Genomic DNA, 16,864 nt, shown 5'->3' with positions numbered 1-16,864 from the left:
CCGCCTCAGCCCTCCTCGGGCGCCAGCCGCAGCGCGATGCTGTTGATGCAGTACCGCTGATCGGTGGGCGTCGGATACCCCTCACCCTCGAACACGTGCCCGAGGTGGGAGCCGCAGCGGGCGCAGCGCACCTCCGTGCGGACCATGCCGTGGGAACGGTCCTCGATCAGTTCCACCGCGTCAGTGTCCTTCGGGTCGAAGAAGGACGGCCAGCCGCAGTGGGACTCGAACTTCGTGTCGGAGGTGAACAGCTCCGCGCCGCAGGCGCGGCAGGAGTAGACGCCCCGGGTCTTGGTGTCGGTGTACTCACCGGTGAAGGCGGGCTCCGTGGCCGCCTGCCGCAGGACCGCGTACTCGCCCGGGGTGAGCTCCGCGCGCCACTGCTCGTCCGGCTTCTCGACGTCGTACGGCATGAGCCTCCAGCCCCTCAGTTCGACAGACGGTCCAGGATGCGCGGGCCGAGGTCGGTGACGTCGCCCGCTCCCATGGTGAGAACGAGATCCCCCGGCTTCGCCATTCCCGCGACCACGGCGGGCACGTCCGCCTTGTCGTGCACCGGCGTCACGTCGGCGCCCGCCGCCCGGGCCGCCTCGATGATCAGCTCGCTGGTCACACCGGGGATCGGGTCCTCACGGGCCGGGTAGATGTCCAGCACGACCGAGGCGTCCGCCAGCGCCAGGGACTGCCCCATCTCCTTGCCCAGCTCCTGGGTCCGCGAGAAGAGGTGCGGCTGGAAGACGACCAGGATCCGGGCGTCGCCCGCCGCCCCGCGCATGGCCTCCAGGTCGGCGGTCATCTCGGTGGGGTGGTGCGCGTAGGAGTCGATGACCTGCACCCCCGCGGCCTCGCCCTTCAGCTGGAGCCGCCGCTTCACGCCCGTGTACGCCGCGAGCGCCGGGGCCAGCTCCTCGGCGGGGACGCCGAGCGCCACGCCCGCCGCGAGCGCGGCCACCGCGTTGTGCGCGTAGTGGCGGCCGGGCACGGAGACCGTGAAGGTCAGCTCCTTGCCCTCCAGCACCACGGTGACCTCGCTCTTCAGGCCCTGCGGCACGACCGACAGGATGCGCACGCCGGCGTCCTGCGACTCGCCGTAGGTCACCACCCGCACACCGCGTCCCGCGACCCGGCGCGTCAGTTCCCGCGCGCCCTCGTGATCGGCCGTGATCACCAGCGTGCCGCCCTCGGTGACGCGGTCCACGAACGTCTCGAACGACTCGTAGATCTCGTCCATCGACGCGTAGTTGGCGTGGTGGTCGAGCTCGACGTTGAGGACGATCGCGACCTCGGGCGCGTACTTGTGGAAGCTGCGGTCCGACTCGTCCGCCTCGGCGACGAAGATCTCGCCCTCGCCGTGCAGCGCGTTGGAGCCGGGCGCGTCCAGGTCCCCGCCGATCGCGTACGACGGCTTCAGGCCCAGCTCGCTCAGCGACACCGCCAGCATGGAGGTCGTGGTCGTCTTGCCGTGCGTACCGGCGACCGCGATCGGGCGCAGGCCCTCCATCAGGGCGGCGAGCGCGTCGGAGCGGTGCACCACGGGGATGCCGAGCTCGGCCGCGCGCGCCAGCTCGGGGTTGTCCTGCCGGATCGCCGAGGACACGACGACACAGCTGGCGTCGTCGGCCAGGTGCTCCGCGGCGTGCCCGATGCGCACCGTCACGCCCAGCGCCCGCAGCGCCTCGGCCGTCGCCGACTCCCTGGCGTCACTGCCCGCCACGACGGCCCCGCGCTGGGCGAGGATCTTCGCGATCCCCGACATCCCGGCCCCGCCGATGCCGATGAAGTGCGGTCGGTCCATGGCGGTGGGAAGGCCGGGTGCCATGCGTGTCTCCCTGTACGTGTGCGGAACGTTCAGCGGCACAGCCTATGCCGAAGCGTTCACAGATGCTGACACTGCTCGCAGCTACGCCTTGCTGTGCGAGAACAGCTTCAGCACCGGCACCCCCACCTTGTGCCGGGCCCGGGAAGCCCAGTCCCGGTGGAAGAACTCCTCCACGTAATGAGGGTCGGTCAGCACGATGACCTCGTCCGCGCCGACCTCCTCCACCAGGGACTTCAGCGCGTCCAGCGGGTGGTCCTCGATCAGCCGCCCCTCGGCCCCGCTCCCGGACGCCCGCAGCGCCGCGAGCGAGACCTCCAGCGCCCGCTGCCCGACGCTCAGCGCGTCCTCGCCCTCCGGGGTCTCCCCCTCGCGGACTGCCTCGTCGAGCTCGCCGAGCGCGACGTCGTCGATGGCCCGCAGCAGCCGGTCCGCCTGCTCGCCGCGCGGCTGGAGCAGTACCTGGAAGGAGACCGGCTCCTCCCCGTGCAAGGTCGTGACGAACTCCACGTCGGCGGACGTCAGGGCCTTCTCGATCATCAAAACGCTTGTGAACACCAGGCGCCCCTTCTGCTCCCGGGGGCCCGCGGCCCCACTCCTCCGTGGGCCGTGCCGGACCCTGCGGAAACCATCCTGCCCCGTGGTCGCACGGGCACTGCCGGATCCAGTGTGCCCTCCGGAAACCAAACGGAACGGCACATTCCGTCGATTTCCGTACCGGCGACGACCCTCGCACCGATTCGGGGCCTACCGGCTGGTTCGACCGTGCGGCCGCCGACACCTGTACCCCGAGCCGGGCGATTCAGTACGTCAGGACCGCCCGTACCGCGTGTACAGGAAGCCGTCCTCCTCCAGCATCGACACCAGCCTGAAGCGCTGCGGCACCGTGACCCCGGGCCCCCCGGCGATGCGCTGCGCGTCACCCGCGGTGAGCAGCGGGGACACGGTCAGGCACAGCTCGTCGAGCACTTCGGCCGCCACCAGCTGCCCGAGCAGCCGGGGACCGCCCTCGGTCAGCAGCCGGGTGTGGCCGAGGGCCGCGAGGGCCCGGACGGCACGGGCGGGGTCCACCCCGATGCCGTCCCCGGCGGTGACCACCCGGGCGCCCGCCTTCTCGGCGGCGGCGACCCGGTCCGGGGCGGCCGAGGCTCCCGTGAGGATCAGGGTGGGCACCAGCGGCGAGGTGAACAGGGGCAGCGAGAAGTCCAGGTCCAGACTGGCGGAGACCACCGCGATCGCGGGTGCGGGGCCCTGCCCGGCCGCCTCCCGCTGCTCCGCGAAGTCGGCACGCGCGCGTGCCGGCCGGTACCCCTCCTGGCGCACCGTCTGCGCGCCGACGACCACGACGTCCGCCAGCGCCCGCAGCGTGCCGAAGATCCGCATGTCGGTCTTGCTGGAGATGGGCTGCGAACGGCCGTCGTGCTGGGCGGCCCCGTCCAGCGTGGACACCATGTTGGCGCGCAGCCACGGCAGCGGCCCGTCGGGCCCCGCCGCGGGATAGGCGTACGCGGCGGCCAGCTCGGCCGGACTCCACTCCCGCCCGGCCCCGCCGCGATCCTCCTCCCCGGGCCGCCCGCCCGAGTCCGGAGCTGCTGTTTCATCGGTCACAGGGAACAGACGTCGCATGTCGTGCAGTGTTCCACGCGCCGTAGCATGGTGAACCGTGTCTCCTTCTCCCGCCCCTTCCGGAACCGGCCCGATGACCGACGCGGCCCCGCTCTCCCTGTGCGCCCGTGAGCCGCACGTGCCCGCGGATCGGCTGGTGGCCGAGATGGTGCCGCCGCCGCGGTTCGACTCGGTGCGTTTCAGCACGTACATCCCGGACCCGAACCAGCCCAGCCAGACGGAGGCCGTCCGGGTCCTGGAGGGCTTCGCGGCGGGTCTGGGCGGGACGGCCGACTCGGGCAGGCGGCGGCTGTTCGGATTCGGCAGGGCGCCGAAGAAGGCCCCGGCCGGCCCGCGCGGTGTCTACCTCGACGGCGGTTACGGCGTCGGCAAGACCCACCTGCTGGCGTCCCTCTGGCACGCCACCCCGGCCGAGCCCGCGCTCAAGGCGTTCGGCACCTTCGTGGAGCTGACCAACCTGGTCGGCGCCCTCGGGTTCCAGCAGACCGTGCGGACCCTGTCCGGCCACCGCCTGCTGTGCATCGACGAGTTCGAGCTCGACGACCCCGGCGACACCGTCCTGGTCTCCACCCTGCTCGGCAAGCTCGTCGACGCGGGCGTCGCGCTCGCCGCCACCTCCAACACACTGCCCGGCAAGCTCGGTGAGGGCCGCTTCGCGGCGGCCGACTTCCTGCGCGAGATCCAGGGCCTGTCGGCCCACTTCCGCGCCCTGCGCATCGACGGCGAGGACTACCGCCACCGCGGCCTGCCCGAGGCGCCGCCGCCGTACTCCGACGAACAGGTGACCAAGGCGGCGCACGCCACCGAGGGCGCGTCCCTCGACGCATTCTCGCCCCTCCTGGAACACCTGGCCCGGGTCCACCCCAGCCGGTACGGCGCTCTGACCGACGGAATCAAGGCCGTCTGCCTCACCGGCGTGCGGCCGGTTCCCGACCAGTCGACGGCCCTCCGGCTCGTCGTCCTCGCGGACCGGCTCTACGACCGTGAAGTGCCCGTGCTGGCCTCGGGTCTGCCCTTCGACCAGCTCTTCAGCGAGGAGATGCTGAACGGCGGCTACCGCAAGAAGTACTTCCGGGCCATCTCCCGGCTCACCGCCCTGGCCCGCGACGCGGGCAAGCTGGCGAACGCCCGGTAACCACAACCCCAATATCGCGCCCAACCACCGTGCGGCAAGGGGCAGTTCCAGCCAGTCCACCCACGGTTTTCAGGCTCTCTTCAGCTTGAAACGTTAAGTTAACCCTGCAAACGACCTTGCAGGGTTAACGTGTTTCTTGACCAGTCATTGACCAAGTGTTGGTCACTGCTAGATGTGCGAATCACTTGAAGGGGGGCGCATGTACCGAGGTACGACGGCACGGACCGTGGTTTCGATCCTCGCCGCCGTCCTGCTCGCCCTCCAGTTCTTCGCACCGACGGCATCCTTCGCATCCGCGCACACGCCCAGTGAAGTAGAGGCCAAGGCTCAGCCCGGAACTGAACCCTCCAGCAAGTCTTGGCGCCCCGGAACCAAGCTTTCCGGGAAGGCTCTGCGCGACGAGATCGCGAACTGCCGCGCCGGACACCACGGGGGCCCGACCGGCCCCCTGCGGACCCGCGACCGGTTCCACAGCACCGACTCCGCGCCCTCGGCGCCCGATCGGCACCTGCTGAGGCACATCCCGCCGACAGCACCGGACCGGGTCACACCCGGCGTCGCGCACGAACGCACGTCGAGATCCTCGGCGTCGCACACTCCGGCAGCGCTTCAGGTCTTCCGCTGCTGAGGAACAGAGCAGTTCCAACCCCCACCTCTGTCATGCCCGTCCGACGCGCCCCCACTGCGCGCCAGGAGGAGTCACCACTTATGCAACCCCTCATCGACAACGCCCGCATGTTCGGACAGCGCCCTGAGGAGTTCGCCCGCCTCGCCGAGGGTCAGTCCCCCGACGTCCTGTTCATCACCTGCTCCGACTCCAGGGTCGTACCGGCCCTGATCACGGGCGCCCGGCCCGGCGAGCTCTTCGAGCTGCGCACCGCGGGCAACATCGTCCCCCCGCACGCCTTGGAGCACCCCACGTCCGAGGCGGCCACCATCGAGTACGCCGTGGAAGTCCTCGGCGTCAAGGACATCGTGGTCTGCGGCCACTCGCACTGCGGTGCCGTGGGCGCGGTGGTCCGGGGCGACGACCTCGCCGCCGTGCCGGCGGTGCGCGACTGGCTCGCGCACGCCGCCGAAGAGCCCAAGTGCGAGGACCCGGCCGACCCGACGGTCGCCGAAGCCGTGCAGAACCACGTCCTCACCCAGGTCCTGCGACTGCGGTCGTACCCGTTCATCGAGCGCCGGCTGGCGGAGGGCCGACTCGGCCTGCACGCATGGTTCTACGAAGTGCACACCGGAACCGTGTGGCAGCACCACGCGGAGACCGACACCTTCGAGACCCTGTGAGGGAGACCATGACCAAGTTCCCTTACCTGAGGCAGGACTTCCTCGCCTCCATCGTCGTCTTCCTCGTCGCCGTGCCGCTCTGCATCGGCGTGGCCGTCGCCTCCGGCGTCCCGGCCGAACTCGGCCTGATCACCGGCATCGTGGGCGGCCTCGTCACCGGTCTCATGCGCGGCAGCAGCCTCCAGGTGTCCGGGCCCGCCGCGGGCATGACCGTGCTGGTCTTCGAGGCCGTCAGCGAGTTCGGGGTCGCCGCGCTCGGTGTGATCGTGCTGATGGCCGGTCTGCTCCAGCTCGCCATGGGCTTCCTCGGCATCGGCCGCTGGTTCAGGGCGATATCCGTCTCCGTCGTCGAGGGCATGCTCTGCGGCATCGGCCTGGTGATCATCGCCGGGCAGATCTACGCGGCGGCGGGCCTGAAGGCCCCGGAGTCCGGCATCGGCAAGATCGTGGGGCTGCCGGGGGCGTTCACCGACGCCCTGGGCAGCACCGAGGCCATGACCTCGCTCGCGATCGGCGCGGGCGCCATCGCCGTCATCGTGCTGTGGAAGAAGCTGCCGAAGGCCGTGCAGTCCGTGCCGGGCGCCCTCGCGGCGGTGGTCCTGGCCACGCTCGCCACGCTCGCCTTCAGCCTGCCGGTCGCCACGGTCGAGGTGGAGGGCCTGCTCGGCGTCATCCAGCCGCCCGGGACCGAGGCCCTCGGCGAGCTGGCCAGCCCGGCCATCTGGGGCACGATCATCGCGTTCGCGCTGATCGCCTCCGCGGAGAGCCTGTTCAGCGCGGCGGCCGTGGACCGGCTGCACGACGGTCCGCGCACCCAGTACAACAAGGAGATGATCGCCCAGGGCGCGGGCAACACCGTGTGCGGTCTGCTCGGCGCGCTGCCCATGACCGCGGTGATCGTCCGCAGCTCGGCGAACGTCAACGCGGGCGCGAAGACCAAGGCGTCCCGTGTGCTGCACGGTGTGTGGCTGCTGCTGTTCGCCGCCGCGATGCCGTGGGCCCTGGCCCTGATCCCGCTGCCCGCCCTCGCCGGCATCCTGGTGCACGCGGGCTGGAAGCTGATCCCGTTCCGCCAGGTCGTGGCGCTGTGGCGGGCTCACAAGGGCGAGGCGCTGATCCTCGTGGTCACCGCCGTGTCGATCGTCGCGGTGAACATGTTCGAGGGTGTCCTGATCGGTCTGGCCCTGTCGGTCGTCAAGACCGCCTGGGAGGCCTCGCACGTCAAGCTGGAGGTCATCGACAAGGGCGCCGGTCCGATCCAGGCGTACCTGTCGGGCAACGCGACGTTCCTGCGGCTGCCGAAGATCCTCGACAGCCTGGAGAGCCTGCCCCAGGACCGCCCCGTCGAGCTGGACCTCTCGGGTCTGCACCACCTCGACCACGCCTGCCGCACGGCCCTGGAGAGCTGGGCCGAACGCCACAGCGCGACCGGCACGGAGCCGGTGAAGGTCACGGAGCCGGAGCCGGAGCCGGCACCGGAGGCAGAGAAGGTCACGGCCGCGTAGCGACGTAGCCGGGACTCCGACACCCCACTGGTCCGGGGCGCGCCTCAGCGGCGCGCCCCGGACCTTCGCGTGTCCGCCCCGGCTCCCCGGGCATGGCCCCGACCCCGAGTCCAGGCATATCGTTACAGCAACAGACGAATCGGACCTCTGGACGGGGAGGTCGGCATGGTCGAAGAGCTGATCGGGGCGGTGGTGGCGGCCGGAGCCGCAGGGCTGGTCTATCTGGCCTCGGCGGCGCGGGTCGTCAAGCAGTACGAGCGCGGGGTCGTGTTCCGGCTCGGACGGCTGCACGGGGAGGTACGGCGGCCCGGGTTCAACCTGATCGTCCCCGCGGTGGACCGGCTGCGTAAGGTCAACCTGCAGATCGTGACCATGCCGGTGCCCGCCCAGGAGGGCATCACGCGGGACAACGTGACCGTGCGGGTCGACGCGGTCGTGTACTTCAAGGTCGTGGACCCGGCGGCCGCGGTCGTCAACGTCGAGGACTACCGCTTCGCCGTCTCGCAGATGGCACAGACCTCCCTGCGCTCGATCATCGGCAAGAGCGAACTGGACGACCTCCTGTCCAACCGGGAGAAGCTCAACCAGGGCCTGGAGCTGATGATCGACAGCCCGGCCGTGGAGTGGGGCGTCACCATCGACCGTGTGGAGATCAAGGACGTGTCCCTCCCGGACACGATGAAGCGCTCCATGGCCCGCCAGGCCGAGGCCGACCGTGAGCGGCGAGCCCGGCTGATCAACGCCGACGCCGAGTACCAGGCCTCGAAGAAGCTGGCACAGGCAGCCCACCAGATGGCCGACACGCCCTCCGCGCTCCAGCTCCGCCTGCTGCAGACGGTCATGGCCGTGGCGGCGGAGAAGAACTCCACGCTGGTGCTGCCCATCCCGGTGGAGCTCCTGCGGTTCCTGGAGAGGGGCCACCAGGAAGCAGCCCATCAGGAAGGGGCCCGCCAGGAGGAGGCCCATCAGGAGGGGAGCCGGCCGGCACCGGCGGAACACCCCGTCGACACGACCGAACAGGCCATCGACGAGCTGCGGCGCGCGGTCGAGCAGTGAGCCACGCTACGCGCGTGGTTCCCGTGACTCGCACCAGGTGATAGACACAGCGGGATCACAGTTCCTGTCCGCCAGCAGGAAGGTTTCCCCATGACCGAATCCAGTCCTGTCGCCACACGACGTCAGGTGCTCGCCGGGACGGGTGCCGTGGGCGTCGGCATTGCGTTCTCCGGTGCCCTGGCCGAACTCTTCGCCGGCACCGCTGCCGCCCAGCCCCTCGGCCACGGCGGCGGCTACGGCCCGCTCGTCCCCGACCCCAAGGGCCTGCTCGACCTGCCGAAAGGTTTCCGCTACCGGGTCCTCTCCCGCGAAGGAGACCCGCTCCGCTCCGGCGAGGGCAGGGTCCCCTCCAACCACGACGGCATGTCGGCCTTCGCGGGCAGAGGCGGCCGGGTCCATCTGGTCCGCAACCACGAGAACCGCGCCGACGGCAGGGTCCCGGTCCCGACGGTCGAGGGCCTCACCTACGACCCGGCGGGCAAGGGCGGCTGCACGGCCCTGACGCTGGACTCCCGCAACCACGTCCTGTCGGAACGCGTCGCGATCGCCGGCACGGCCGTGAACTGCGCGGGCGGCCCCACCCCGTGGGGCACCTGGCTGACCTGCGAGGAGACCGAGGACAAGGCGGGCACCAACGGCTACGCCAAGGACCACGGCTTCATCTTCGAGGTCGACCCGGTCGATCCGCACCGCACGGGAGCCGTACCGCTGACCGCGATGGGCCGCTTCCAGCACGAGGCGATCGCCGTCGATCCCCGGCGCGGCGTGGTGTACGAGACCGAGGACGCCTTCCAGAAGCCTTTCGGCCTGTTCTACCGCTTCCTGCCGGACAGGCCGCTGGGCGGGCGGGGTTCACTGCGCGCGGGCGGCCGGCTCCAGGCCATGCGTGTGCCCGGCGTACCGGATCTGTCCTCGATCCAGGACATCGGCGCGGAGTTCGACGGCATCGAGTGGGTGGACGTACCGGACCCGCAGGCGGCGCAGACGCCGATCCGGCTCCAGGACTTCGGCAGCAGGGGCATCACGCACGCGCAGAAGCTGGAGGGCTGCTACTGGGGCGGCCGGTCGGTGTACTTCGTGTCGTCGTTCGCCCGCAGCGCGGAGGGGTCGGCGGCCGACCACTTCGGGCAGATCTGGCGCTACGACCCGGACCGGCGACGGCTGACCCTGGTGATCGTCTTCGGCCCGGACACCGACGTCCAACTGCCGGGAGAGTCACCGGACAACATCTGCCTGGCACCCAGCGGCGGCCTCATGGTCTGCGAGGACGGCAACGGCGCCCAGCACGTCTACGGCGTCACCCGGCGCGGCGAGGTGTACGCGATGGCCCGCAACCGGCAGACCATCGGCACCCCGGAGGAGCCCGAGTGGGGCGAGTTCGCCGGGGTGACCTTCTCGCCCGACGGCGACACCATGTACGTCAACTGCTACACCCCCGGCACCACGTTCGCGGTGACGGGCCCCTGGCGCCGGTAAGCCCGGCTCTGCTCCCGTCCCGGGCGCCGGGTGCGGAACCCGGCGCCCCGGCGGACGATCGAGGCACAGAAGTCGGAAGGGGGCCCGGTGACGGAGAAGGGCACGAAGAAGCAGGCCGGGGACGAGCGCGGGACCTCGCTGCGCGAGCGGCTGCGCCTGCCCGGCGGCGAACCGGTCGGCCTGGCCCGTCACGACGCCGCCGCCACCCCCGGCGGCCCGGACGGCAAGGCCGCGGGCAAGGCCGCCACGGCCAGGATCGGCGAACAGCTCGCCGGCCTTCAGGAACGGCTGTGGGCGGCGAGCACCGCGGGCGACCGGCGCCGCGTCCTGCTGGTCCTCCAGGGCATGGACACCAGCGGCAAGGGCGGCACGGTCAAGCACGTCATCGGCCTGCTGAACCCGGCCGGCTGCCGGATCACGGCGTTCAAGGCACCGACCGCCGAGGAGCGCGCGCACCCGTTCCTGTGGCGCGTGGAGAAGGCGCTCCCGCTCCCCGGCGAACTGGGCATCTTCGACCGCTCGCACTATGAGGACGTCCTGGTCGCCCGCGTCCGGAACCTCGCGCCACGCGCCGTGGTCGAAAGCCGCTACGCGCGGATCAACCGTTTCGAGCGGTCCCTAGCCGACGACGGCGTGACCCTGGTCAAGTGCTTCCTGCACATCTCCTACGACGAGCAGCGCCGCCGCCTGCTCAGGCGCCTCGAAAAGCCGGAGAAGCGCTGGAAGTTCGCCCCGTCCGACATCGACGACCGCGCCCTGTGGCCCGCGTACCAGGACGCCTACGAGAGGGCCCTGGAGCGCTGCGGCACCTCGTACGCGCCCTGGTACCTGGTCCCGGCCGACCACAAGTGGTACCGCAACTGGGCGGTCAGCACGCTGCTCCTGGAGCACCTGCGGGAGCTGGATCCGCGCTATCCGGAGGCGGACTTCGACGTGGCGGAGTGCCGCAAGCGGCTGCTGCGGGAGTCCTGACCGGGGCGGTCGGGGTCCTGATCCGGGCGGTCAGGCGGCCAGCAGGGCGTCGATCTGGCCGACGGCCTCCTTCAGGCCCTCCTCCATGCCCATGGAGACCAGCTGCTCCATCTGTTCACGGGAGTCGAAGAGGGAGCGCATCTCCATCCGGGTCCCGCCGCCGTGCTCGGTGAGCCGCACCGTCACGGACATGGTCGGCATGTCGTCCTTGGGCTTTCCGTCGTCGTCGGCGAAGCCGTCGGTGAACTCCAGGGCCGTCGGCTCGGTGACCGAGGAGACACGCCACCAGCCGCGGTACCGGTCGCCCTCCGGGCCGGTCATGAAATACGTGACCTCTCCGCCGGGAGTCAGATCGTGCTGCTCCACGGTCGCCGGGTAGGACGGCGGGCCCCACCAGCGCTCCAGCTGGCGGGGGTCGGCCCACAGCCGCCACACCCGCTCCACCGGGGCGGCGAAGTCGGCGATCAGGGTGAGGGTGAGATGGTCGAGGTCCTTGTCGACACTGGTGACGCTCATCTCTCGGGTCCTTCCGGGCTGTCGTTCTCTTCGGTACCGGGGTCCTCCGCGAGCAGCCGGGCCATCCGGTCGACGCGCCCGCGCCATGCCGACTCGAGCTCGTCGAGCGCCTGGCGGGCACGGCCCACCGCGTCGGGGTCGGTGCGCACGAGCTGCTCCCGTCCGCTGCGCTGCTTGGCTACGAGGCCGGCCCGTTCCAGCACCGCGACGTGCTTCTGCACCGCCGCGAAGCTCATCGGATACGCCTCGGCCAGCCGCGAGACCGACAGCTCCCCGCGCACGCAGCGGCGCAGTATGTCCCGGCGTGTGGTGTCGGCCAGGGCGTGGAACAGCCGGTCCACCGTCTCGTCGTTCAGCTCATCCACATGTACAACCATTTGGTTGTACGTTAGCCCTGCCGGTCCCTTCTGTAAAGCGACGCGCCGGCACACTGAAGCGGGCAGTCGGGGGTACTCGGTGGCTCATGAGCGAGAAGCAGCAGGTCAGCAGCTCGTACTGGATGGAGACGGCACCCGACGGCCGCCATCCGGCCCTGACGGAGGACCTGGACGTCGACGTGGCGGTCATCGGCGCCGGGATCGCGGGGCTGAGCACGGCGTGGGAGCTGACGCGGGCCGGCCGGAGCGTGGCGGTACTGGAGGCCGGGCGGGTCGCCGCCGGGGTCACCGGGCACACCACCGCCAAGGTCACCGCCCTGCACACGCTCGTCTACGACAAGCTGCGCCGCATCCGCGGCCCCGAGGGCGCGCGGCTGTACGCCCGCTCCCAGTCCGAGGCGATCGAGCGCGCGGCCGGGATCGCCGGGGAACTGGGGATCGACTGCGACTGGGAGACCAGGAGCGCCTACACGTACGCCCGCGACGCGGGCCGGGTGGAGGAACTGCGCGCCGAGGCGCGGGCGGCCGCCGAGGCCGGGCTGCCCGCCTCGTTCGTGACGGAGACCGGGCTGCCCTTCCCGGTGGCGGGCGCGGTCCGGGTCACCGGCCAGGCCCAGTTCCACCCCCGCAAGTACCTGCTGGCCCTCGCCGCCGACCTGGTCGAACGGGGCGGGCAGATCTTCGAGGACACCACGGTGCTCGGCCTGGACGAGGGCGAGCCGTGCCGACTGTCCACGAGGACAGGGGCGACGGTGCGGGCCCGGGACGTCGTCGTCGCGACGCACTACCCGATCTTCGACCGGGCCCTGCTGTTCGCCCGGCTGGCACCGAAGCGCGAACTGGTCGTCGCCGGGCCGATCCCCGCGGACCAGGACCCGGACGGAATGTTCATCACGCCGGACGAGAACACCCGCTCGGTGCGCACGGCACCGTACGAAGGGGACCGGCGCCTGCTCATCGTCACCGGTGAGCACTTCACGCCGGGCACGGGCGACCCGCGGGCCCGTTTCGAACGCCTCACCGCCTGGGCCGTCGAGCACTTCCCGGACCTGGACGTCACCAACCGGTGGGCCACGCAGGACAACAGCCCGACCGACACCGTGCCGATGGTCGGCCCGCTGCACCCGGGCGCCCGGCACGCCTACGTGGCCACCGGCTTCGGCGGCTGGGGCATGACCGGCGGCATCATGGCGGGCAGTCTGCTCGCCGCGCAGATCACGGGCGAGCAGCGCGAGTGGAGCGGGCTGTACGACCCGCGCCGGGTGAAGCCCGCGGTGCGGGAGGCACCCTCGTTCCTCAAGACCCAGGCCAAGGTCGCCGGCCACTTCGTCGGGGACCGGCTGCGCCCCTCGCCGCCGGTGGAGTCCCTGCCGCCCGGGGAGGGCGCCGTGGTCCGCGCCGACGGGCACCACCGCCTCGCGGTCTACCGGGACGACGACGGCAATCTGCACGGCGTCTCCGCCCGCTGCACCCACCTGGGCTGCCTGGTCGCCTTCAACTCGGCCGAACGGGCCTGGGAGTGCCCCTGCCACGGCTCGCGCTTCGACATCGACGGCAAGGTGATCCAGGGCCCCGCGACCAAGCCGCTGGAGCAGCGGGAACTCTGACGGCCGGGTGACGCGGGCAGCCGTTACGCATAAGAGGACGATCCCGCTCATATCTTCATACGGTGATCACCCTTCTCCGCCGTGTCACCGCCGTGTGTGCCCTGGGCACGGCCCTCGCCGCGTGCGGGACCGGCCGTCCCCCGCAGCCGCCCTCGCCGCCGGTGTCCGCACCACCGTCGCGCCCTCCGACCCTCGCCCCCGGCCCCGCCGGCCTGACCCCGGTCTTCGAGCACGGTCCCCGCACCCGCGGCAGGACCGTCGCCCTCACCTTCGACGCCGACATGACCGCCGGGCAGGGGGCACGGGCGGCGGCGGGTGAGCGGTTCGACCATCCGCGGCTGATCTCGACCCTGCGCGCGCTGAAGGTGCCCGCCACCGTGTTCATGACCGGGCGGTGGGCCGAGCAGTACCCCGACCAGGCTCGTTCCATCGGCCGGGACCCGCTCTTCGAGGTCGCCAACCACTCCTACAGCCACTACGCGTACACACGGGACTGCTACGGCCTGCCGACCGTGCCCGAGGAACGGATGCGGTCGGACGTGGAGCGGGCGTACGCCGCGCTCCGCAAGGCCGGCGTGGCGGATCCGATGCCGTACTTCCGCTTCCCCGGCGGCTGTTACGACCGGCGGGCGCTGAAGGCGCTGACGCCGGCCGGTGTGACCGCCGTGCAGTGGGACGTGGTCGGCGGCGACGCGTTCGAGTCGGACCCGGACGTGATCGTCCGGCAGGTGCTGGACGGGGTGCGGCCGGGGTCGGTGGTCGTGCTGCACTGCACGCGCAGCGCCGCCCCGGCGACCGAACGGGCGGTGCGCGCGATCGTGCCCGGGCTGCGTCGTGAGGGCTTCCGGTTCGTGAAGGTGTCCGAGCTGATCGGGGCCGTGGGCGCACGGCCCTGACGGTCCTACGCTGGATGTATGAGCGAGGACGACTACTGCCTGATCGACGCGGCCAGGCCGCCCCGTGCGGACGGGCCGCCGTACGCGGAGTGCGTGCTGTGCCGGGAGCCGACGGAGTACCCGGAGTCGTACAAGGGCATCACCCTCTGCCCGGTCTGCGAGTGGCAGGAGGCGCAGCGCACCGCCTGCTCAGGGTGATCTGCGGGCGGCGAGCGCACCGGCCAGGGCCAGCGCCGCGGCCGTGACCAGGGCTGCCGCGGCCAGGGGCAGCAGCGGCAGCGGGATGGTGCCCGACCGTGAGCCGGTCACCAGGCCCTGCACCGCCGCCTGGGCCGGGGAGCCGGTGGCCACGAGGGACAGCAGCGCCGCGAGCAGCAGGGCCAGGACGGCACGGCCCCGCGACCGCAGCAGCGGCCGGCTGGTGAGCGCGCCGACGGCCGTGCCGAGCAGGGCGCAGGCCAGGGCGGCGAGCAGCCCGGCCCCGCAGGCGGGAGCGAGCGGCACCGGGGTGCGGTGGTCCGAGGCGACCGGGGCGCTCAGCAGCGTCACGCCGAGGGTCGCGACCGTGCCGAGCGCCGCCGCCCCGGACAACGCCACCAGCAGGCAGGCCACATGGGCGCGCGCCGGCCCCACGGCCGCCGCCACGCAGCCGCGCGCGGCCTGCGGCTCGGCCGTGACACAGATCCGCGCCAGCCAGGCGGCGACGGGCAGCAGCGCGGCGGCCGTGTAGCCGAGCGAGTCGAGCACCGGCTGCCCCGCCTGGACGCTGACCGCGAGGAAGGCGGCGTACAGCAGGAACGGCGGCAGCCAGCGCTGCGAGCGCAGCAGCAGGGCGGCGTGGTAGCGCAGGAGGGCGGTCATCGGCGGCTCCCGGGGGCGTCCGCCTGCCGCGCCACACTCACCACGTGCCAGGGCGGGCGGGCCGTGAGCAGGGCGCGGAGCAGGATGTCGGAGTGCGGGGCGGGCACGGTGAGGCGGTGGCTGCCCGGCGCGGTCTCCTCGGCGGAGGTGACGGACCGCCGCACGTCGTCGGGGAGCCGTCCGTCCGGCGGGCCCTGGACCTCGACGGTGACCTGCGGTCCGGACGGCGACGGTCCCGGCACGGCCCGCTCGACGAGGCTCCCGTCGCGCACGGTGTACGTGGCGTCGGGCAGGCCGGCGAGGCGGCGCGGGTCGTGGTCGACGAACACCACCGATCCGCCGGCCGCCGTGCGCTCGGCGACCGCCCGCTCCAACTCGGCGCGGGCGTCGGCGTCCAGGCCCGTCCACGCCTCGTCCAGCACCAGCAGCTCCGGCTCCCCCAGCAGGGCCTGGGCGACCGCGACCTTCTGGCTGCTGCCCTTCGACAGCCGTGCCATGGGTGTGTCGGCGTAGGCGGCGGCGCCGAGGCGCTCCAGCCACTCGGCGGCTGCCCGGGCGGCCCCCGTGCGGGTCAGGCCGTGCACGGTGCCCAGGTGGGTGAGGTAGCCGGCGGCGGTGAACGGCAGGGCCGGCGGGAACCGCTCGGGGACATACGCGGTGCGCGGGCGGCCGGTGATCCGGCCTTCGCTGGGGGCGTCTATGCCGGCGAGCAGCCGCAGCAGGGTCGACTTGCCGCTGCCGTTGGCGCCCTCGACGCGGACGAGCCGGCCCGGGGCCACCGTCAGGTCGACGCCGCGCAGCACCCAGGGGCCGCGCAGGCCGTAGCGGCGGCCCGCGTTCTCCAGGCTGAGGTCGGGTCGCATGGGCCCCATCCTCCACGATCTTCCGGCTGGCACACTGGGATTCGTGAGCCAGGACCCGACGCCCGTGAGTGACAGCCCCTTCCGTTCCGAGCCCTCGGACCGCGACACGGCACCGCAGTTCGTGCTGCCGCTGGTCGTGCGGATCGAGCGAGCGGACCCGCCGGCGCGTACGGACGCGCTGGAGACGGCCGCGCGGGCCGTGCTGACGATCCTCAGCGACGAGCGGTCGGCCGGCGACGGCCCGTGGGCGCAGGCGGTGCGGGACTGGCAGGACGCCCGGATCCGCAAGGTGGTGCGGCGGGCGCGCGGCGCCGAGTGGCGGCGGGCCGAGGCCCTGCCCGGCATCACGGTCACCGGCAAGGCGGCCGAGGTGCGCGTCTTCCCGCCGGTCCCGCTGGACGGCTGGCCCAAGGACCTGGCCCGCCTCCAGGTCTCCGGCACCGACCTGGACGACCCGGAACCGCCCGTGGACGCGGACCCGGCCGCCCCCGTGCTGTGGCTGAACCCCGACCTCGGCATGTCGGCCGGCAAGGCGATGGCCCAGGCCGGCCACGCCGCGCAACTGGCCTGGTGGGAGCTGCCCGGCGAGGAGCGGGCCGCCTGGCACGACGCGGGCTTCCCGCTCGCCGTACGGACGGCCGACCCGGCCCGCTGGCCCGCACTGACGGGCAGTGGCCTGCCGTTGGTCCGCGACGCGGGGTTCACGGAGATCGCGCCCGGCTCGTGCACGGTGGTCGCGGACCACCCCGCGCTGCGCGAGGAGCCGTACGCGCCGGGCGGCCGGGCGGCCACCCGTTCGGAGTAGCCGCGGGCGCGCCGGTCGCGGCCGGGTGCTCCAGTGGGGTTACCGGACAACCCGACCAGGAGG

The 16,864-nt window shown here is 72.4% G+C and carries 18 protein-coding genes; 10 read left to right on the top strand and 8 right to left on the bottom strand.

The window, feature by feature from the left end; genetic code table 11:
- Positions 1-5: 5 nt before the first annotated feature.
- The 4 genes from msrB to ACH4G3_RS01885 form a co-directional block, all read right to left on the bottom strand.
- Complete coding sequence (msrB, locus tag ACH4G3_RS01900; protein ID WP_020273896.1) at positions 6-413, bottom strand: peptide-methionine (R)-S-oxide reductase MsrB; 408 nt, start codon at positions 411-413, stop codon at positions 6-8.
- Between the two features lie 14 nt (positions 414-427).
- Positions 428-1,819 carry a UDP-N-acetylmuramate--L-alanine ligase gene (murC, locus tag ACH4G3_RS01895; RefSeq protein ID WP_354743185.1) on the bottom strand — a complete coding sequence of 464 codons (1,392 nt, stop codon included), beginning with the start codon at positions 1,817-1,819 and terminating at the stop codon, positions 428-430.
- 81 nt (positions 1,820-1,900) lie between these two features.
- Positions 1,901-2,374, bottom strand: coding sequence for a beta/alpha barrel domain-containing protein (locus ACH4G3_RS01890; protein WP_397616522.1), 474 nt, complete (start codon positions 2,372-2,374; stop codon positions 1,901-1,903).
- Between the two features lie 252 nt (positions 2,375-2,626).
- Positions 2,627-3,442, bottom strand: a complete 816-nt coding sequence (locus ACH4G3_RS01885; protein WP_397622598.1) for a pyrimidine reductase family protein — start codon at positions 3,440-3,442, stop codon at positions 2,627-2,629.
- A 73-nt stretch (positions 3,443-3,515) separates the two neighbouring features.
- Between ACH4G3_RS01885 and zapE the strand changes: the two genes are divergently transcribed.
- The 6 genes from zapE (at position 3,516) to ACH4G3_RS01855 (ending at position 10,876) form a co-directional block, all read left to right on the top strand.
- Positions 3,516-4,577, top strand: a complete 1,062-nt coding sequence (gene zapE / locus ACH4G3_RS01880) for a cell division protein ZapE (protein WP_397622597.1) — start codon at positions 3,516-3,518, stop codon at positions 4,575-4,577.
- Positions 4,578-5,285: 708 nt separating this feature from the next.
- The gene (locus tag ACH4G3_RS01875; RefSeq protein WP_397622596.1) at positions 5,286-5,867 is read left to right on the top strand and encodes a carbonic anhydrase; all 582 of its coding nucleotides are present in this window, start codon (positions 5,286-5,288) and stop codon (positions 5,865-5,867) included.
- Positions 5,868-5,875: 8 nt separating this feature from the next.
- Positions 5,876-7,372 (top strand): SulP family inorganic anion transporter, encoded by a 1,497-nt coding sequence (locus ACH4G3_RS01870; RefSeq protein ID WP_397622595.1) that lies wholly within the window; start codon positions 5,876-5,878, stop codon positions 7,370-7,372.
- A gap of 165 nt (positions 7,373-7,537) precedes the next feature.
- The gene (locus tag ACH4G3_RS01865) at positions 7,538-8,428 is read left to right on the top strand and encodes a slipin family protein (protein ID WP_397622594.1); all 891 of its coding nucleotides are present in this window, start codon (positions 7,538-7,540) and stop codon (positions 8,426-8,428) included.
- Positions 8,429-8,518: 90 nt separating this feature from the next.
- Complete coding sequence (locus ACH4G3_RS01860) at positions 8,519-9,904, top strand: PhoX family protein (RefSeq protein WP_397622593.1); 1,386 nt, start codon at positions 8,519-8,521, stop codon at positions 9,902-9,904.
- Positions 9,905-9,991: 87 nt separating this feature from the next.
- Positions 9,992-10,876 carry a PPK2 family polyphosphate kinase gene (locus tag ACH4G3_RS01855; RefSeq protein WP_397622592.1) on the top strand — a complete coding sequence of 295 codons (885 nt, stop codon included), beginning with the start codon at positions 9,992-9,994 and terminating at the stop codon, positions 10,874-10,876.
- A 30-nt stretch (positions 10,877-10,906) separates the two neighbouring features.
- Here the strand turns inward: ACH4G3_RS01855 and ACH4G3_RS01850 are convergent, their stop codons facing one another.
- Positions 10,907-11,392: an SRPBCC family protein gene (locus tag ACH4G3_RS01850; RefSeq protein ID WP_397622591.1), complete on the bottom strand. Its 486-nt coding sequence runs from the start codon at positions 11,390-11,392 to the stop codon at positions 10,907-10,909.
- Positions 11,389-11,769, bottom strand: coding sequence for an ArsR/SmtB family transcription factor (locus ACH4G3_RS01845; RefSeq protein ID WP_397622590.1), 381 nt, complete (start codon positions 11,767-11,769; stop codon positions 11,389-11,391). The genes ACH4G3_RS01850 and ACH4G3_RS01845 overlap by 4 nt, the downstream gene beginning before the upstream one ends.
- Before the next feature lie 86 nt (positions 11,770-11,855).
- Here ACH4G3_RS01845 and ACH4G3_RS01840 point away from each other — a divergent pair, with 86 nt between their 5' ends.
- The 3 genes from ACH4G3_RS01840 (at position 11,856) to ACH4G3_RS01830 (ending at position 14,470) form a co-directional block, all read left to right on the top strand.
- Positions 11,856-13,376, top strand: coding sequence for an FAD-dependent oxidoreductase (locus tag ACH4G3_RS01840; RefSeq protein ID WP_397622589.1), 1,521 nt, complete (start codon positions 11,856-11,858; stop codon positions 13,374-13,376).
- Between the two features lie 62 nt (positions 13,377-13,438).
- Complete coding sequence (locus ACH4G3_RS01835) at positions 13,439-14,272, top strand: polysaccharide deacetylase family protein (RefSeq protein WP_397622588.1); 834 nt, start codon at positions 13,439-13,441, stop codon at positions 14,270-14,272.
- Between the two features lie 18 nt (positions 14,273-14,290).
- The gene (locus tag ACH4G3_RS01830; protein ID WP_094052755.1) at positions 14,291-14,470 is read left to right on the top strand and encodes a hypothetical protein; all 180 of its coding nucleotides are present in this window, start codon (positions 14,291-14,293) and stop codon (positions 14,468-14,470) included.
- Here the strand turns inward: ACH4G3_RS01830 and ACH4G3_RS01825 are convergent.
- Positions 14,462-15,133, bottom strand: coding sequence for an ABC transporter (locus ACH4G3_RS01825; protein ID WP_397622587.1), 672 nt, complete (start codon positions 15,131-15,133; stop codon positions 14,462-14,464). The genes ACH4G3_RS01830 and ACH4G3_RS01825 overlap by 9 nt on opposite strands.
- Positions 15,130-15,996 carry an ABC transporter ATP-binding protein gene (locus ACH4G3_RS01820; RefSeq protein WP_397622586.1) on the bottom strand — a complete coding sequence of 289 codons (867 nt, stop codon included), beginning with the start codon at positions 15,994-15,996 and terminating at the stop codon, positions 15,130-15,132. Before ACH4G3_RS01820 ends, ACH4G3_RS01825 begins: the two co-directional genes overlap by 4 nt.
- Before the next feature lie 43 nt (positions 15,997-16,039).
- Between ACH4G3_RS01820 and ACH4G3_RS01815 the strand changes: the two genes are divergently transcribed.
- Positions 16,040-16,801 (top strand): aminoacyl-tRNA hydrolase, encoded by a 762-nt coding sequence (locus tag ACH4G3_RS01815; RefSeq protein ID WP_397622585.1) that lies wholly within the window; start codon positions 16,040-16,042, stop codon positions 16,799-16,801.
- Positions 16,802-16,864: the final 63 nt, after the last annotated feature.

This window comes from Streptomyces afghaniensis, assembly GCF_044327915.1.
Lineage (GTDB): Bacteria > Actinomycetota > Actinomycetes > Streptomycetales > Streptomycetaceae > Streptomyces > Streptomyces afghaniensis.
This window is presented reverse-complemented; position numbering and strand designations above follow the sequence as displayed.

Coding starts and splice junctions, on each gene's coding strand:
- ACH4G3_RS01870 (WP_397622595.1), top strand. CDS start 5,876: ATGACCAAGTTCCCTTACCTGAGGCAGGACTTCCTCGCCTCCATCGTC.
- ACH4G3_RS01820 (WP_397622586.1), bottom strand. CDS start 15,996: ATGCGACCCGACCTCAGCCTGGAGAACGCGGGCCGCCGCTACGGCCTG.
- ACH4G3_RS01865 (WP_397622594.1), top strand. CDS start 7,538: ATGGTCGAAGAGCTGATCGGGGCGGTGGTGGCGGCCGGAGCCGCAGGG.
- ACH4G3_RS01840 (WP_397622589.1), top strand. CDS start 11,856: ATGAGCGAGAAGCAGCAGGTCAGCAGCTCGTACTGGATGGAGACGGCA.
- ACH4G3_RS01885 (WP_397622598.1), bottom strand. CDS start 3,442: ATGCGACGTCTGTTCCCTGTGACCGATGAAACAGCAGCTCCGGACTCG.
- ACH4G3_RS01830 (WP_094052755.1), top strand. CDS start 14,291: ATGAGCGAGGACGACTACTGCCTGATCGACGCGGCCAGGCCGCCCCGT.
- ACH4G3_RS01860 (WP_397622593.1), top strand. CDS start 8,519: ATGACCGAATCCAGTCCTGTCGCCACACGACGTCAGGTGCTCGCCGGG.
- ACH4G3_RS01875 (WP_397622596.1), top strand. CDS start 5,286: ATGCAACCCCTCATCGACAACGCCCGCATGTTCGGACAGCGCCCTGAG.
- ACH4G3_RS01825 (WP_397622587.1), bottom strand. CDS start 15,133: ATGACCGCCCTCCTGCGCTACCACGCCGCCCTGCTGCTGCGCTCGCAG.
- ACH4G3_RS01850 (WP_397622591.1), bottom strand. CDS start 11,392: ATGAGCGTCACCAGTGTCGACAAGGACCTCGACCATCTCACCCTCACC.
- msrB (WP_020273896.1), bottom strand. CDS start 413: ATGCCGTACGACGTCGAGAAGCCGGACGAGCAGTGGCGCGCGGAGCTC.
- murC (WP_354743185.1), bottom strand. CDS start 1,819: ATGGCACCCGGCCTTCCCACCGCCATGGACCGACCGCACTTCATCGGC.
- zapE (WP_397622597.1), top strand. CDS start 3,516: ATGACCGACGCGGCCCCGCTCTCCCTGTGCGCCCGTGAGCCGCACGTG.
- ACH4G3_RS01845 (WP_397622590.1), bottom strand. CDS start 11,769: ATGGTTGTACATGTGGATGAGCTGAACGACGAGACGGTGGACCGGCTG.